Annotated in this window: 13 protein-coding genes, 1 tRNA gene and 1 pseudogene; all 15 read left to right on the top strand. The window is 51.2% G+C overall.

Annotated features, from left to right (window positions below; translation table 11 throughout):
• The first annotated feature begins 283 nt into the window (after nt 1-283).
• The 15 genes and pseudogenes from aspA to fimG all read left to right on the top strand — a co-directional run bounded on the left by aspA (nt 284) and on the right by fimG (nt 16,045).
• The gene (gene aspA, locus OGV67_RS19315) at nt 284-1,720 is read left to right on the top strand and encodes an aspartate ammonia-lyase (protein ID WP_024130804.1); all 1,437 of its coding nucleotides are present in this window, start codon (nt 284-286) and stop codon (nt 1,718-1,720) included.
• 114 nt (nt 1,721-1,834) lie between these two features.
• Nucleotides 1,835-3,136 (top strand): anaerobic C4-dicarboxylate transporter DcuA, encoded by a 1,302-nt coding sequence (dcuA, locus tag OGV67_RS19310; protein WP_012134471.1) that lies wholly within the window; start codon nt 1,835-1,837, stop codon nt 3,134-3,136.
• 121 nt (nt 3,137-3,257) lie between these two features.
• A complete protein-coding gene (gene cutA, locus OGV67_RS19305) occupies nt 3,258-3,605 on the top strand; it encodes a divalent cation tolerance protein CutA (protein WP_012134473.1) in 348 nt (115 codons plus the stop codon).
• Nucleotides 3,581-5,290 (top strand): protein-disulfide reductase DsbD, encoded by a 1,710-nt coding sequence (locus OGV67_RS19300; protein ID WP_200003645.1) that lies wholly within the window; start codon nt 3,581-3,583, stop codon nt 5,288-5,290. The genes cutA and OGV67_RS19300 overlap by 25 nt, the downstream gene beginning before the upstream one ends.
• Before the next feature lie 36 nt (nt 5,291-5,326).
• On the top strand, nt 5,327-5,902 hold the full coding sequence (locus tag OGV67_RS19295) for a transcriptional regulator (RefSeq protein WP_024130805.1): 576 nt from the start codon (nt 5,327-5,329) through the stop codon (nt 5,900-5,902).
• 115 nt (nt 5,903-6,017) lie between these two features.
• Nucleotides 6,018-6,093, top strand: a tRNA-Phe gene (locus OGV67_RS19290).
• 603 nt (nt 6,094-6,696) lie between these two features.
• Nucleotides 6,697-7,578, top strand: coding sequence for a hypothetical protein (locus OGV67_RS19285; RefSeq protein ID WP_115182182.1), 882 nt, complete (start codon nt 6,697-6,699; stop codon nt 7,576-7,578).
• 664 nt (nt 7,579-8,242) lie between these two features.
• Nucleotides 8,243-8,845 carry a tyrosine-type DNA invertase gene (locus OGV67_RS19280; protein WP_012134478.1) on the top strand — a complete coding sequence of 201 codons (603 nt, stop codon included), beginning with the start codon at nt 8,243-8,245 and terminating at the stop codon, nt 8,843-8,845.
• Nucleotides 8,846-9,249: 404 nt separating this feature from the next.
• Entirely contained in the window at nt 9,250-9,888 is a 639-nt protein-coding gene (locus tag OGV67_RS19275; RefSeq protein ID WP_012134479.1) for a tyrosine-type DNA invertase, read from the top strand.
• A gap of 473 nt (nt 9,889-10,361) precedes the next feature.
• The gene (fimA, locus tag OGV67_RS19270; protein WP_012134480.1) at nt 10,362-10,910 is read left to right on the top strand and encodes a type 1 fimbrial major subunit FimA; all 549 of its coding nucleotides are present in this window, start codon (nt 10,362-10,364) and stop codon (nt 10,908-10,910) included.
• Nucleotides 10,911-10,982: 72 nt separating this feature from the next.
• A pseudogene (gene fimI, locus OGV67_RS19265) lies at nt 10,983-11,520 on the top strand (type 1 fimbrial minor subunit FimI).
• A gap of 56 nt (nt 11,521-11,576) precedes the next feature.
• A complete protein-coding gene (locus tag OGV67_RS19260; RefSeq protein ID WP_160880302.1) occupies nt 11,577-12,281 on the top strand; it encodes a fimbria/pilus periplasmic chaperone in 705 nt (234 codons plus the stop codon).
• Between the two features lie 82 nt (nt 12,282-12,363).
• Nucleotides 12,364-14,988 (top strand): fimbrial biogenesis usher protein, encoded by a 2,625-nt coding sequence (locus tag OGV67_RS19255; RefSeq protein ID WP_114848039.1) that lies wholly within the window; start codon nt 12,364-12,366, stop codon nt 14,986-14,988.
• Nucleotides 14,989-14,998: 10 nt separating this feature from the next.
• Nucleotides 14,999-15,529: a type 1 fimbrial adaptor subunit FimF gene (gene fimF, locus OGV67_RS19250; RefSeq protein WP_286465923.1), complete on the top strand. Its 531-nt coding sequence runs from the start codon at nt 14,999-15,001 to the stop codon at nt 15,527-15,529.
• 12 nt (nt 15,530-15,541) lie between these two features.
• On the top strand, nt 15,542-16,045 hold the full coding sequence (fimG, locus tag OGV67_RS19245; protein WP_115615226.1) for a type 1 fimbrial minor subunit FimG: 504 nt from the start codon (nt 15,542-15,544) through the stop codon (nt 16,043-16,045).
• The last annotated feature ends 7 nt before the right edge of the window (nt 16,046-16,052 follow it).

Here is a 16,052-nt window from a genome sequence, read left to right as displayed (position 1 = left end):
CGATTCGCATGCGTCAGATGTTGAGACGGTTAGCAAAATTTCAAGCTGTTTGTACACTTATTTTTAGTGGTAATCCCAAAGCGGTGACCTATTTCACAAAATAATAAATAAGGGGTAACTTCCCACACTTTAAGTGATCCAGGTTACGGTAGAAATCCTGAAGCAGAATATGATCTCGAGTATCAGACCGATGCAGGGGATAATCGTCGGTCAGGAAACATTCGAAACCACATATATCCTGTGTGTTTATGTAATTATTGGCAGCTTGAAAAAGAAGGTTCACATGTTAAACAACATTCGTATCGAAGAAGATTTGTTGGGTACCAGGGAAGTTCCAGCGGATGCCTACTATGGTGTTCACACTCTGAGAGCGATTGAAAACTTCTACATTAGCAATAACAAAATCAGCGATATCCCTGAATTTGTACGCGGTATGGTAATGGTAAAAAAGGCAGCGGCCCTGGCCAACAAAGAGCTGCAAACCATCCCTAAAAGTGTGGCCAACGCCATCATTGCCGCATGTGATGAAGTCCTGAATAACGGCAAATGCATGGACCAGTTCCCGGTAGACGTTTACCAGGGCGGTGCAGGTACTTCCGTCAACATGAACACCAACGAAGTGCTGGCCAATATCGGGCTGGAGCTGATGGGTCATCAGAAAGGTGAATATCAGTACCTGAACCCGAACGACCATGTGAATAAATGTCAGTCCACCAACGACGCCTATCCGACCGGTTTCCGTGTTGCCGTTTACGCGTCTATCGTCAAACTCATTGATGCAATCAATCAGTTGCGTGAAGGCTTCGAGCGTAAAGCCGTTGAGTTCCAGGACATCCTGAAAATGGGTCGTACCCAGTTGCAGGATGCTGTACCAATGACCCTCGGCCAGGAATTCCGCGCTTTCAGCGTACTGCTGAAAGAAGAAGTGAAAAGCATTGAACGTACTGCTGAGCTGCTGCTGGAAGTTAACCTCGGCGCGACGGCAATCGGTACTGGCCTGAACACCCCGAAAGAATACTCTCCGCTGGCGGTGCAGAAACTGGCTGAAGTCACTGGCTTTGCCTGCGTACCGGCAGAAGACCTGATTGAAGCAACATCCGACTGCGGCGCTTATGTCATGGTACACAGCGCGCTGAAACGTCTGGCTGTGAAGATGTCTAAAATCTGTAACGACCTGCGTTTGCTCTCCTCAGGCCCACGCGCGGGTCTGAACGAGATCAACCTGCCGGAACTACAGGCGGGCTCTTCTATCATGCCAGCGAAAGTAAACCCGGTAGTACCAGAAGTTGTTAACCAGGTATGCTTCAAAGTCATCGGTAACGACACCACCGTAACGATGGCAGCCGAAGCAGGCCAGTTGCAGCTGAACGTAATGGAGCCGGTTATCGGCCAGGCGATGTTTGAATCTATCCACATTCTGAGCAATGCCTGCTACAACCTGCTGGAAAAATGCATTAACGGCATTACCGCAAACAAAGAAGTGTGCGAAGGATACGTTTATAACTCCATCGGCATCGTCACCTACCTCAACCCGTTCATCGGCCACCACAACGGCGACATCGTTGGTAAGATTTGCGCCGAGACCGGTAAGAGCGTCCGTGAAGTGGTGCTGGAGCGCGGCCTGTTGACTGAAGCAGAGCTGGACGATATTTTCTCCGCACAGAACCTGATGCACCCGGCTTACAAAGCAAAACGTTATACTGATGAAAGCGAACAGTAATCGTACAGGGTAGTAACACAGGAGGCACGTCAGATGACGTGCCTTTTTTCTTGTCATAAGTTACCAAATAACAACAATTTAATATCAACTTGTTAAACAACAAGGAAGGCTAATATGATAGTTTTAGAACTTATCATCGTTTTGCTGGCAATCTTTTTGGGTGCCAGACTTGGGGGCATCGGTATTGGATTTGCAGGTGGGCTTGGCGTTCTGGTTCTTGCAGCCATCGGCGTTAAACCAGGGAATATCCCGTTCGATGTTATTTCCATCATCATGGCGGTTATCGCTGCCATCTCCGCAATGCAGGTTGCGGGCGGTCTGGACTATCTGGTTAACCAGACGGAAAAACTGCTGCGCAAAAACCCGAAATACATCACGATCCTTGCACCGATCGTCACTTATTTCCTGACTATCTTTGCCGGTACTGGCAACATCTCTCTGGCAACCCTGCCGGTTATCGCTGAAGTGGCGAAGGAGCAAGGCATCAAACCTTGCCGTCCGCTCTCCACCGCGGTGGTTTCCGCACAGATTGCGATCACCGCATCGCCTATCTCTGCGGCGGTTGTGTACATGTCTTCCGTCATGGAAGGTCATGGCATCAGCTATATTCACCTGTTGTCCGTGGTGATTCCGTCCACTCTGCTGGCGGTACTGGTGATGTCCTTCCTGGTCACAATGCTGTTTAACTCTAAACTTTCTGACGACCCGGTTTACCGCAAACGTCTGGAAGAAGGGCTGATCGAGCTGCGCGGCGAAAAGCAAATTGAAATCAAACCGATGGCAAAAACCTCGGTCTGGCTGTTCCTGCTGGGCGTTGTCTGCGTCGTGGTTTATGCCATCGTCAACAGTCCAAGCCTCGGTCTGGTCGCAACACCGCTGATGAACACCACCAACGCGATTCTGATCATCATGCTGAGCGTCGCAACGCTGACGACCATCGTCTGCCGTGTCGAAACGGACTCCATCCTGAACTCCAGTACCTTTAAAGCGGGTATGAGCGCCTGTATCTGTATTCTGGGCGTAGCATGGTTGGGCGATACTTTCGTTTCTCACAACATCGACTGGATCAAAGACACTGCGGGTAGCGTGATTCAGGGCCATCCGTGGCTGCTGGCCGTCATCTTCTTCTTTGCTTCCGCTCTGCTGTACTCTCAGGCAGCCACAGCGAAAGCGTTGATGCCAATGGCGCTGGCGCTGAACGTCTCTCCGCTGACCGCTGTCGCGTCTTTCGCTGCGGTTTCCGGCCTGTTCATTCTGCCGACCTACCCAACGCTGGTCGCTGCGGTTCAGATGGATGACACCGGTACAACCCGTATCGGTAAATTCGTCTTTAACCACCCGTTCTTTATCCCAGGTACGCTGGGTGTTGCCCTTGCCGTTTGCTTCGGCTTCCTGTTGGGCAGCGTCATGCTGTAAGTTCTCCTCGCGGGGCGTATACGCGCCCCGCTTTCTTACCTCCGCTTTGACTAACATCCCGCCGCCTTCCGTTGTATAGTGACCACACTCTTGCTGCTCTTTCTGTTCTTTCGAGGTGTTTATGCTTGATGATAATAGTCAGGATATCTCCATCCCCGAGGCCGTCGTGGTGCTCTGTACCGCGCCGGATGAAGCGACAGCCCAGGATCTGGCCGCTAAGGTGCTGGCGGAAAAACTGGCCGCCTGCGCCACGTTACTGCCGGGCGCGACATCCTTGTATTACTGGGAGGGCAAACTGGAGCAGGAATACGAAGTGCAGATGATTTTAAAAACCACCGTTTCGCACCAGCAAGCGCTTCTTGAATGCCTGAAGTCTCACCACCCGTATCAAACGCCTGAACTTCTGGTTTTACCCGTCACTCACGGAGACACTGATTACCTCTCATGGCTCAACGCATCCTTACGCTGATCCTGCTGCTGTGTAGCACATCCGCCTTCGCCGGATTATTTGACGCACCAGGCCGCTCGCAGTTTGTCCCTGCTGACCAGGCTTTTTCCTTTGATTTTCAGCAGAATCAACATGACCTGAACCTCTCCTGGCAGGTGAAAGACGGCTACTATCTTTACCGCAAACAGATAAGCATCACCCCCTCTCAGGCCGAAATTGCCGAAGTCCGGCTCCCGGCGGGCGTCTGGCATGAAGATGAGTTTTATGGCAAAAGCGAAATCTACCGCAAGCGCTTAAACATTCCGCTCATCGTTAACCAGGCCGCATCCGGCGCGACGTTAACCGTGACGTATCAGGGCTGTGCTGACGCAGGCTTCTGCTATCCGCCGGAAACCAAAACCGTGCCGTTAAGCGAAGTGAGCGCCAGCACGGTGGCTAAATCCACGCCGTCGCCGGTCGCAGCGCAAACGGAAGAGACGCCGCAACCTGCCGCCCGGCTGCCTTTCTCCGCGCTGTGGGCATTGCTGATTGGCATCGGGATCGCCTTTACGCCCTGCGTCCTGCCGATGTATCCGCTGATTTCCGGCATTGTGCTCGGCGGTAAACAACGCCTCTCAACCGGACGCGCGCTGCTGCTGACCTTTATCTACGTACAGGGTATGGCGCTCACCTACACCGCGCTGGGGCTGGTTGTGGCCGCTGCCGGGCTACAGTTCCAGGCAGCGCTCCAGCACCCTTATGTGCTAATCGGCCTTGCGCTGGTCTTCACGCTGCTGGCGCTGTCAATGTTCGGACTGTTCACGCTACAGCTGCCTTCTTCATTGCAAACGCGCCTCACGTTGATGAGTAACCGTCAGCAGGGCGGCTCTCCTGGTGGCGTATTTGTCATGGGCGCGATTGCCGGGCTTATCTGCTCGCCATGCACCACCGCGCCACTGAGCGCCATTTTGCTGTACATCGCCCAGAGCGGGAACATGTGGCTTGGCGGTGGAACGCTGTATCTCTACGCGCTGGGCATGGGGCTGCCGCTGATTCTGGTCACCGTGTTTGGCAACCGTCTGCTACCGAAAAGCGGCCCGTGGATGGAACACGTCAAAACCGCTTTTGGCTTTGTGATCCTCGCGCTACCGGTCTTTTTGCTGGAGCGGGTAATCGGCGACGAGTGGGGGCTGCGTCTGTGGTCGCTGCTGGGCGTCGCCTTCTTCGGCTGGGCGTTTATTACCAGCCTGCACGCCAGACGCGGCGGGATGCGCATTGTGCAAATCATCCTGCTGGCGGCGGCGCTGATCAGCGTACGCCCGTTACAGGACTGGGCGTTTGGCGCAACAACCGCCCAGACGCAGGCGCACCTGAACTTCAAGCCGATTACGACAGTCGATGCGTTAAATCAGGCGCTGGCAGAGGCAAAAGGAAAGCCGGTAATGCTGGATCTCTACGCCGACTGGTGCGTCGCCTGTAAAGAGTTTGAGAAGTACACCTTCAGCGATCCGCAGGTTCAGCAGACGCTGGGCGACACCGTGCTGCTACAGGCTAATGTCACCGCTAACAATGCGCAGGATGTCGCCTTACTCAGGCACCTGAATGTGCTGGGTTTACCGACAATCCTGTTTTTTGATGCGCAAGGCCATGAGCACCCGAATGCGCGAGTGACGGGCTTTATGGATGCGACGACCTTTAGCGCACATTTGCGCGATCGCCAACCGTGAGCGACACTTTCTGTGGGAAAGACGGAGGAGAATACCGTGCAACGTGAAGATGTCCTGGGAGAAGCCCTGAAATTACTTGAGGTTCAAGGGATAGCAAACACCACGCTTGAGATGGTGGCAGAACGCATTGATTATCCGCTTGATGAGTTACAGCGCTTCTGGCCCGATAAAGAGGCTATTCTGTACGACGCCCTGCGTTATCTGAGTCAACAGGTAGACATCTGGCGTCGCCAGCTTTTGCTTGATGAAACCCTTACCGCAGAACAAAAACTGCTGGCGCGCTACAACGCGCTTTCGGAGTGCGTGAGCAACAACCGCTACCCCGGTTGTCTGTTTATTGCTGCCTGTACGTTTTATCCCGATCCTGCCCACCCTATTCACCAACTGGCCGATCAGCAAAAACGGGCGGCGCATGACTTCACCCACGAATTGCTGACAACGCTCGAAATTGACGACCCGGCGATGGTGGCGAAACAGATGGAACTGGTGCTGGAAGGTTGCCTCAGCCGAATGCTGGTCAATCGCAGCCAGGCTGATGTGGATACTGCTCACCGTCTGGCGGAGGATATACTGCGCTTTGCCCGCTGCCGTCAGGGCGGCGCGTTGACGTAATTAGAGCCAATTTTGCGTTTTTTGCGTGAAAAGCAGGCAGTCAGCTGTCTTTTGTCATTTTTTTCATGGAAAGCCGTTGACGCCTGCGCCCCTTTACGGTTTAATGCGCCCCGTTGCCCGGATAGCTCAGTCGGTAGAGCAGGGGATTGAAAATCCCCGTGTCCTTGGTTCGATTCCGAGTCCGGGCACCACTATTTAAAGAAACCAGCCTACGGGCTGGTTTTTTGCTTTGTGGGGTTCCGGTAGATTTCTGGTCATTGCAGGACGTTATTTGCTTGCTGGATTTCTCGCCATTTTCTTAGATGTTCGTTGCATTTAAAGACATATATACCCTCTGACAAGCCTATCTCTTACTTCCAGATACGGTCTTTCTACGGTCAGCTACGGTTCTTTTCATTTCTAACTGTTCATAATGATGCAAAAGCACGAGGAAAACGGGGGAATCTGACAACATACGCCCTCCACTAGTCATATGGGGATCTTCACAAGTCCGTCCACCTGCAACATACATTTCTTTCCCTTTCACTTCTTACCATTACCAGAATCCCCCGTTCTCCACGCCATCATAAAATGATTTATCAGTAGTAATACTACTTGAGCTGAACGTATTGCATTATTAAACCTGAGTGTCCTCTCTGAGCGAGGAGCGGACTCTCTTGTACAAAGCATGTAGCCAGATTATAGTGAAGCCATTGATTGACAAGTGAGTCAAACCAGACGAGCAGCCAATGAAACAAAACTTCGCCAACGTAACCAAATCTGGATAACTGATCGGTTCATGAGGACAACAAATAATGTCATTCAATAATAAAAAACTGTTAATTACTCTCTTATCCCTCTGCACATTTCAGACTTATGCAGCACAATGCACTGCGGAAACCTTCGCTAAAAACAAACTGAACAACTTCATCCTTCTGAGCGAGCCAACAAGAACTGAAATTCCCAAATCTGTATCAATCACTATTGATAGTCCTGATGGATATCTCCGCACATCGGTTCAAAGCAACTTCAGTCAATGCGGTGAATTAATTGGCGGCCGTATGAAAGAGGTCAAAACCTCAACAGGCCAGAAAGCAGTTTTCACGGCAACCTCTGAAATTCAGTTGAATAAAACGGAATTTGGCTGGCGCATCCAGGTGGACTCAAACGGCGTCATAGCCGATAAAAACAGCCAGAAAACCACGCAGGCATATCGGCAGACTCTTGAGGGAATGTACCTGCTTAACGATAAAGGAATTATCAGCCGTGCAGTTAATCGTTCGGTTATCGCGGCCACAAAACCAGAAGATAAAGACAAAACCGTAGTGGGCACAATCGACTACGCCTTCAATTCATCAGGATTACTGGCAAGCGCGGCAAGCAAAGGAAGTATGGCGATAGATAATAATACGATTGTATATAGTTATGATGGCAATCATCGCCTGATCAAAACCCAATCACCCTCAACCATAGAAGAGTATGGCTATGATAACGAGGGCCGTGAGTTGACCCTGAGCAAGACCCAGACGTATTTCACCATCGAAAAAACACTGGCCACCTGCGAGGAGTGGAACTCACATGGAGAATGCACACGCGCCAATATGGATATCACGATAACCCCAACTGCTCGGACAGGTAAACAGTATGTGGACAAACATAACGCCGTAATGACGGCGAAATATGAATACTGGAACTGACAATTTCACCTGCTACATAAGGAGTCAAAATGGTATTGGTTAGCAACGTCTCCTCCTGGCACAGAGCTGCCTGTCAGATTAGATTAAACTCTGTATTGTGACAAAGCCAGATCAAGTCTGAGCTAATACATATGAAGAGTGTATACAGGCTTCGCACCGCAGCAAACCGTTCTGACTTAATGGTAGATATCAAAGCGAGAAAGATTGAAAGACATATACAAACTGAAGAAAACCTGCAACCCCGGTAAAATGAACTGTGTGAAAGAGTGAAATAGCCTATTGAAATAACAATACACCGCACACGCCGAAAAAAATCAATCCATTGAGAATAATATATTTATGTAGAATCTTATGTGGTTCATTCACCTTATCTTTTCGCCATTCAATTACCCTTAAGTTAAATTAATCATATTACCATATGATAACTACAGCGATAGTCCCGTCATTACGGATATGTAATTCATCTACGATATCAAAAAACAAATTAGTTCTGCATATGACTAATTATTCATTTGTGACTCTACATAAATTTAAGAACATACCATTATTTTTAACTACACCTGGTTATTTCCTGAAGAAAAAGCTATTATTCGGCAGATTTTAATCCATTAGAAGAGAGTCAGGTATAAGCGGAATGTCGGCAAAATAAAGGATAACAGGTGATATGAAAAATAATAATGGACTAGAGAAACGCAGGTTTATGACACAAAATGAAATCAATTTAATTCTTAATGCTGTTAGTACAGGAACCTATGCAGTGCGTAATCGCTGTCTGGTTTTGCTGTGTTTTATTCATGGGCTAAGGGCAAGCGAAATATGTCGTCTGCGTATCTCAGATATTGACCTTAAGGATAAATGTATACATATTTACCGATTAAAAAAAGGATTCTCAACTACCCATCCCTTACTTGAAGAGGAAATTCGTTCGATAAAGTCCTGGCTGAAAATTCGCCTTACAAGCCAACATTCAGAAACTGAATGGTTATTTTTATCACGTAAAGGCAATCCCCTTTCAAGACAGCAATTTTATCAGATAATCGCCAGAGCCGGGAAGAAAGCAAAACTTGCAATTTGTGCCCACCCGCATATGCTTCGCCATTCCTGTGGGTTTGCTCTGGCAAATATGGGGATAGATACCCGCTTGATTCAGGATTACCTTGGCCATCGCAATATTCGTCATACTGTCTGGTATACTGCCAGTAACGCTGGTCGTTTTTATGGCATCTGGAATAAAACAAAAAACAGAGATGTCTGTAGCAGACTGTAAGGAAAGAAAAATATAGACAGTAAATAAGTCTGAATAAAGCTATGTGCCATGGATGGCACTGTAATAGTCGCATTGGCTGTATGGTTATCTATTTTATGTTTCTACACTATATCCTGTGTTATTTTTTCTGACCAGTATAATTGACACCTCTGACATGGTCTGATTAGTTATTCCCCCGCTGAATACGTTTTTCCCCTCTGAGAATATACGGAATAGTCTTCTTGTGATGTCTGATGAAATCTTTAGAATGAAGTCGCCCACTGACATGGGGCTTTGTGAGCTTCATAGAATAAAATGGGATAGTGGTCAATATGTGCAATTAATAATACATCCCTAGCTTTAGCTATCAGTTATTCGTATCACTGGAGCTGACTCTTTATCATTCTGATACCAGGAGAAATATTATGAACCGACGCCGTTTTCTTACTGCCAGAGAAGTTCAGGCCATGATGAAAGCCGTACGTCATGGCCAGACAGGAGAGCGAGATTATTGTCTTATCCTGCTGGCCTTTCGTCATGGAATGCGTATAAGTGAACTACTGAACCTGCATTACCGGGATTTTGATCTTTATGAAGGTCGGATCAATATCCGCCGACTGAAAAATGGTTTTTCTACTATTCATCCCCTCATGCCGGACGAGTGTGAAGCCATTGAATGCTGGAGCCGGGTTCGTGCGAGCTGGAAAGGAGCGCAGAAAATAAACGCGGTGTTTATTTCCCGCAAAGGCTCACAACTTTCCCGCCAGCAGGCATACCGTATAATACGTTCTGCTGGTCAAAAGGCCGGAACCAGCACCACCACACATCCGCATATGCTGCGACATGCATGTGGTTATGAACTTGCTGAAAGAGGTACAGATACACGTCTAATCCAGGATTACCTTGGTCACCGAAATATTCGCCACACCGTACGTTATACAGCCAGTAATGCCGCCCGGTTTGCAGGATTATGGGAAAGGGTAAATCCGCTAGAGGAAAAGCTACTAAAACAGAAGATCAAAAATGATGAACTATATAGTTCATTGATAACTAAGGAAAAATAAGACGCTGAACAAGTCAATTGGGACCAAACTGTCTATATCGTAGAGGAATTTTGTGATTTTCTGCAACCTGTAAGTCCATTTTTTTTGCGAAAAAAAAATATCCAACTGATTTAAAATTGTTTTTTTACTCACATTTTTTTACGTTTCATACATCCTCACCTTTTTTCCGCACCTTTTCTCCGCACGTCGAGTTCTGCTTTCCACTTGTCTTGTTGATATAACTCACGATCACCTCAGATATATTCATCTATAAAAAACCAAAAAATAAGAATTAAATTCCAGAAAAACGCATAAAAAAACGAAATTAAGAAATTTATTGCGACGAGTCAAAATGGTCCCAATTGACTCATCAGTTGGGTAAAAACTGCGCAAGATCGGCAGTCGAACTATTCGGCTTAAACCTGAAATGCCAGGAAGGTACAACGACTGCCAGTTTCGGTTCGTAATATCGACATTGTTTAAAGGAAAACCGCATGAAAATCAAAACACTGGCAATCGTTGTTCTGTCAGCACTGTCCCTGAGCTCCACAGCAGCCCTGGCCGACACCACCACGGTAAACGGCGGCACCGTGCATTTTAAAGGGGAAATCGTTAACGCCGCTTGTGCAGTTGATGCCGGTTCTATCGATCAGACAGTTCAGTTAGGCCAGGTTCGTTCCGCCAAACTCGCTGCTGAAGGCAACACCAGCTCCGCTGTGGGTTTCAACATTCAACTGGATGATTGCGACACGACCGTTGCGACCCAGGCTTCCGTTGCGTTCACAGGTACTGCTGTTAATGGCGCCAACCCTACCGTTCTGGCGCTACAGAGTTCCGCATCAGGCGGCGCGACTAACGTCGGCGTACAGATCCTCGACAAAACTGGCACCGCTCTGGGGCTGGATGGCGCGACCTTCAGCAGCGCTACCACGCTGAATGACGGCACTAACATCATTCCTTTCCAGGCTCGTTACTACGCAACTGGCGCAGCAACTGCCGGTACTGCGAACGCAGACGCGACCTTCAAAGTGCAATACCAGTAATTCAAACGTCTGACAGGGAAGCATTCCGGGCCAGGATGGCCCGTTATCCATAACAGGACAGGGGTGATAACGATGCAAGGAGTGAGATCAGGTCTGCTGATATTTCTGTTTCCGTCGCTGGCACTGGCTGGCAATCACTGGAACGTGACGTTGCCCGGGGGAAACATGCGTTTCCAGGGGGTCATTATTGCCGAATCCTGCCGCGTTGAAGCAGGAGATCAACAGATGACGGTCAATATGGGGCATCAGCAGTAATCGGTTTCATTCGTCTGGGGAAGATGCCAACCCCGTGCCATTCGATATTCATCTACAGGATTGCAGCACTGCCGTGAGTCAGCGCGTAGGCGTGTCATTTCGCGGAGTTGCCGACGGCAAAAACCCGGAGGTGCTTTCAGTTGGCGAAGGGCCGGGAATAGCAACCGGCGTAGGCATCGCTTTATTTGATAAAGACAATCAATTGATTCCACTCAACAGCCCGCCGGGCGCCTGGACGCAGTTGTATAGCGGCCCCACCACGCTTCATTTCGTGGCGAAGTATCGGGCGACCGGGAAGCAGGTCACCGGGGGAGCCGCCAATGCTCAAATCTGGTTCTCTCTGACCTATCAGTAATTAGCCAGCAGGTATGCCGGAAACAGGAAACAACGGTGAGTACGAAAGGGGAAAATGTGAAAAAAACACTGGAGATGACACGCGGCTTACTGGCGGGCTTTTTGATGCTCGCCGCAAGCGGTTTTTCCACCAGCGCTGAAGCAGGCGTGGCGCTGGGCGCAACCCGGGTTATCTATCCGGCTGGACAAAAACAGGTTCAGCTGGCGGTGACCAATAACGACAATAACAGTACCTATCTGATTCAGTCATGGGTTGAAAACGCCGATGGCGGCAAAGATGGTCGTTTTGTCATCACCCCTCCGCTGTTTGCGATGCAAGGTAAGAAAGAGAATACCTTGCGCATTATTGATGCCACGAACAACCAGTTACCGCAGGACCGGGAAAGCCTGTTCTGGGTAAACGTAAAAGCCATTCCTTCGATGGATAAATCAAAGCTCAGCGATAACACCTTACAACTGGCGATTATCAGCCGCATCAAACTCTACTACCGCCCAACGAAACTGGCTCTGCCACCGGATCAGGCGGCGGAAAAACTGACCTTTAACCGTAACGGTTCATCGCTGACGCTCAACAACCCGACGCCGTATTACCTGACGGTGACCGAACTCAATGCCGGCACGCGCGTGCTGGAAAATGCGCTGGTGCCGCCAATGGGTAAAACCTCGGTCAAGTTGCCACCTGATGCCGGTAGCAACATTACCTACCGGACGATTAATGACTATGGCGCACTGACCCCGCAAATGAAGGGCGTTCTGCGTTAACACAGGGGCCGTCCACCAACAGGACTCCCCCGCACATTACAATTAAGAACTGACAGCCGGGCGACTTCGGACCAGAGGGACTATGTCACATCTCAAATACGGACTGGACCGTTTGGGTTCCCAACGCGCCCGGCGCAAAGCATTCTCTATTTTTGTCCTTGCGCAGATACCATTGGCGCTTTGCCTCGCGGGTTTCGCGCGGGCAGATCTCTATTTTAACCCCCGTTTCCTGGCCGACGATCCCTCGGCCGTTGCGGATCTCTCTGGATTTGAAAACGGGCAAGAGGTGCCGCCTGGCGCCTATCGCGTGGATATCTATCTGAACGATGGCTTTATAACTACCCGCGACGTCACGTTTAACGCTGGCGCAAACGGTCATCGACTGGAACCGTGCCTGACCCGCAGCCAGCTCGCTGGCATGGGGGTCAGCACGTCGGCCATCACCGGTATGGATACGCTGGCGTCCGACGCCTGCGTACCGTTGACGGAAATGGTCAAAGATGCCACCACCCGCTTCGATGTCAGCCAACAGCGCCTGTACCTGAGTGTCCCGCAGGCTTTCATGGGCAATCGCGCGCGCGGTTATATTCCACCGGAACTCTGGGATGACGGGATTAACGCCGGTTTGCTGAACTATAACTTTACCGGCAACAACGTACATAACGATGCCAGCGACAGCAGCAATTACGCGTATTTAAACCTGCAAAGCGGCCTCAACCTTGGCGCCTGGCGTCTGCGTGATAACACCATCTGGAGCTACAGCAGTGGCGGTAGCGCGTCCAGTAATGAGAATAAATGGCAGCATGTGAACAGCTGGCTGGAGCGCGATATTACCCCCCTGCGCGCCCGCCTGACGCTTGGCGACAGCTACACCAACGGCGATATCTTCGACGGGATTAACTTCCGTGGCGCCCAGTTAGCCTCTGACGACAATATGCTGCCGGATAGCCAGAAAGGCTTTGCGCCGGTCATCCACGGCATTGCGCGCGGCACGGCGCAGGTCTCGATCAAACAAAACGGCTATGAAATCTACCAGAGCACGGTGCCGCCGGGCCCCTTCACAATTAACGATCTCTACGCCGCAGGCAACGGCGGCGATCTCCAGGTCACCATCAAAGAGGCCGATGGCACCAGCCAGGTCTTCAGCGTGCCGTGGTCTACGGTGCCAATGTTACAGCGTGAAGGGCACACCCGTTATGCAGTGACCGCTGGTGAATACCGCAGCGGCAACGACCAGCAGGAAAAACCAAAGTTCTTCCAGAGCACCCTCCTGCACGGGCTCCCGGCAGGCTGGACGCTGTATGGCGGCACCCAACTGGCCGACAACTATCGCGCCTTCAATTTAGGGGTCGGTAAGAACATGGGCGAGTTCGGCGCGGTTTCGCTGGATGCAACTCAGGCCAACGCCACCCTGCCTGACGACAGCTCTCACCAGGGGCAATCGATACGCTTCCTTTATAACAAGTCGCTCTATGAGACCGGCACCAACGTCCAACTGGTGGGATACCGTTATTCCACCCAGGGCTATTACAGCTTTGCCGACACCACTTACCGCAGGATGAGTGGCTATGACGTTGAAACCCAGGATGGCGTGATTCAGGTCAAACCCAAATTCACCGACTACTACAACCTTGCTTATAACAAGCGGGGCAAGGTTCAGATGAGCGTAACGCAGCAGTTGGGGCGCACTGCCACACTGTACGTGAATGGCAGCCGTCAAACTTACTGGTCAACCAACAAGGCCGACGAACAGCTACAGCTAGGGTTAAATGCCGCCGTTGACGATATCAACTGGACGCTGAGCTACAGCCTGACCAAAAACGCCTGGCAACAGGGCCGCGACCAGATGTTAGCGTTCAACGTCAATATTCCGTTCAGCCACTGGCTGCGTTCCGACAGCAAATCCGTCTGGCGGCACGCAAGCGCCAGCTACAGCATGTCGCACGACCTGAATGGCAGGATGACTAACCTGGCCGGTCTTTACGGCACGCTGCTGGAAGACAATAACCTGAGCTACAGCATGCAAACCGGTTATGCCAGCGGTGGCGAAGGCAATAATGGCGGAACCGGCTACGCGGCGATGAACTATCGCGGCGGCTACGGCAACGCTAACGTGGGCTACAGCCACAGCGATGGATTTAAACAGCTGTACTACGGGATGAGCGGCGGTGTACTTGCCCATGCCAACGGCATCACCTTAAGCCAGCCATTAAATGACACGGTAGTGCTGATTAAAGCGCCTGGCGCCGGAGACGTGAAAGTCGAGAACCAGACCGGCGTACGTACCGACTGGCGCGGTTATGCCGTCATGCCGTACGCCACTGAGTACAGGGAAAACCGCGTCGCGCTGGATACCAACACCCTGGCGGATAACGTCGATCTCGATGATGCGGTGGTCAGCGTCGTGCCGACCCACGGCGCCATCGTCCGCGCCGAATTTAAAGCCCACGTCGGGGTAAAAATCCTGATGACGCTGACGCACAACGGCAAACCCGTGCCATTCGGCGCTATGGTCACCTCCGGCGATAACCAGAGCGGCAGCATCGTGGCAGATAACGGCCAGGTCTACCTGAGCGGCATGCCGCTGGCGGGAAGCGTTCAGGTGAAATGGGGCGAAGGCCCGGGGGCTAACTGCATGGCCCGGTATCGCCTGCCGGAAGAGAGCCAGAAACATGTGCTGAGCCAGCTCTTTGCAGAGTGCCGTTAAGGAAGGAATGATGATGAAAAAACCACTGTATTTCCTCGGCGCTGTGCTGACGCTGGCCTGCGTCAATGTCTTCACCGCCGACAGCACGATTACGATTAGCGGCTACGTCCGCGACAATGCCTGCGCTGTCGCGGGAGAGTCAAAAGATTTTACCGTTGACCTGATGAATAACGCCGCTAAACAGTTTAATGCGGTGGGGGCGACAACCCCGCTCGTCCCATTCCGTATTGTCCTCTCTCCCTGCGGTAACTCGGTTACGGCAGTCAAAGTCGGCTTTACCGGCACGGAGGATGGCAGCAACACCAGTCTATTGAAGATCGATAGCGGTGCCTCGGCAGCCGCAGGCATGGGCGTGCAGATCCTCAATAACCAACAGACGATGCTGCCGCTCAATGCCGCGTCATCATCCATCGCGTGGACCACGCTCACGCCTGGGCAGACCAACATCCTCAACTTTTATGCACGCCTGATGGCTACGCAGATTCCGGTCACCGCCGGGCACGTCAATGCCACAGCAACATTCACGCTTGAATTTCAGTAACCGGAGGCTGAGATGAAACGCAACTATGTAGGGTGGCTTCTGGCAAGCGTACTGACAGCGGCCTCTTCAGGGCTTCAGGCCGCTGATATCACGATTACCGTCAACGGGAAGGTGGTGGCGAAGCCGTGCACGGTGTCTACCACCAATGCCACCGTTGACCTCGGCGACCTGTATACCTTCAGCCTGGTAACCGCAGGTTCGGCTTCCGCCTGGCACAGTACCGCGCTGGAACTCACTAACTGTCCGATCGGCACCTCCCGGGTCATCGCAACCTTTAGCGGAACCGCAGACAGCACCGGTTATTACAAAAACCAGGGGACCGCCGGCAATATTCAGCTCGAATTGCAGGATGACGCAGGCACCACGTTAAACAATGGCGCCACGAAATCCGTTCAGGTGGATGACTCAACGCAGTCCACCCGTTTTCCGTTACAGGTCAGAGCGTTAACGGTCAACGGCGGTGCCACCCAGGGAACTATTCAGGCGGTGATTAGCGTCACCTATACCTACGCCTGAGTCAGGA

The organism is Citrobacter sp. CK188, assembly GCF_030333525.1.
In the GTDB taxonomy this organism is placed as follows: Bacteria; Pseudomonadota; Gammaproteobacteria; order Enterobacterales; family Enterobacteriaceae; genus Citrobacter_B; species Citrobacter_B koseri.
Note: the sequence above shows the minus strand (reverse complement) of the source record. Positions and strands in the feature narration are given on the sequence as shown.